The organism is Salinivibrio sp. IB282 (assembly GCF_001995685.1).
In the GTDB taxonomy this organism is placed as follows: domain Bacteria; phylum Pseudomonadota; class Gammaproteobacteria; order Enterobacterales; family Vibrionaceae; genus Salinivibrio; species Salinivibrio kushneri.
Map to the genome: position 1 here is coordinate 1 of NZ_MUET01000152.1, position 1310 is coordinate 1310.

Annotated in this window: 1 pseudogene; it reads right to left on the reverse strand. The window is 59.8% G+C overall.

The window, feature by feature from the left end:
• Positions 1 to 1223, reverse strand: a pseudogene (locus BZG14_RS15310) (Ig-like domain repeat protein); the annotation flags it as partial.
• Positions 1224 to 1310 lie beyond the last annotated feature (87 nt).

A 1310-nucleotide genomic window follows, 5' to 3' on the forward strand; every position in this document is an offset into this window, starting at 1 on the left:
CTCAGGTCTTGGCCGGCCACGCTGACATCGTTGCCGCTCACGGTGATGTCGTTCGCGTCCACGGTGACGCTGCCACCCTGGCCGTCGGTGATCACGATGCTGTTGAGGGTCGCGTCATCTTCCACCGTGCCGGTGAACGTGACGTCGCTTTGTTCGCTGTCGTTGATCAGGCCATCGTCGAACGCGATGCTGTTGCTGCCATCACCGGTGTCTGGGGCCGCCGTATCCAACGTCGCGGTGTCATCCACGCTGCCCTGGTTTCCGGCTTCATCGGTCACCGTCATGGTCACGGTCAGATCGCCGTCGGCCAGGAYGCTGACGTCTTGGCCGATCACRGTGACATTACCGTCTGTGTCGGTACTGATATCGCCTTCCGCCACAGTGATGCTGCTACCGTCAGTGTCAGTGATCACGATGCTGTCTATCGCCGCACCGTCTTCCACCGTGCCGSTGAACGTGACGTCGCTTTGTTCGCTGTCGTTGATCAGGCCATCGTCGAACGCGATGCTGTTGCTGCCATCACCGGTGTCTGGGGCCGCCGTATCCAACGTCGCGGTGTCATCCACGCTGCCCTGGTTKCCGGCTTCATCGGTCACCGTCATGGTCACCGTCAACTCGCCATCGGCCAGGCTGCTCAGGTCTTGGGCGTCCACGCTGACATCGTTGCCGCTCACGCTGGTGTCGTTCGCATCCACGGTGACGCTGCCACCCTGGCCGTCGGTGATCACGATGCTGTCTATCGCCGCACCGTCTTCCACCGTGCCGCTGAAGGTCACGGCGGTTTGTTCGCTCTCGTTGATCAGGTTATCGGCATCGTCGAACGCGATGCGGTTGCTGCTATCGCCACCTTCGCCTGGGGCCGCCGTATCCAGCGTCGCGGTTTCTGTGTCGCTCGCTGAGTTGCCCGCGCTGTCCGTCACGGATGCAACCACGGTGATGTCGCCATCGGCAAAATCGCTTAGATCTACACCTTCCAAGCTCCACTCACCGTCGGTAACTGTCGCAGTCCCCACTTCAGTACCATCTACAGTGATAGTCACGGTTTGGTTGTCCTCAATACCATTCGTACTACCACTGATGGTCACATTATCAGCTTCATTAGYATTAATCTGGTTGTCCCCAGTGATATCGGCAATGCTGATGCTACCAGCTTGGGTATTCACCGTATGCTCTGATGAGCCAGTGCTCTCTACCGTATTGCCCGCGTCATCCGACGAGCTCACGACCACCTCGAACTCGGTGTCCGCCGCCAGGTCGCTGCCGGCCACGTCCACGCTCCACTCGCCGTTTTCATCCACGGTGGTGGTGTA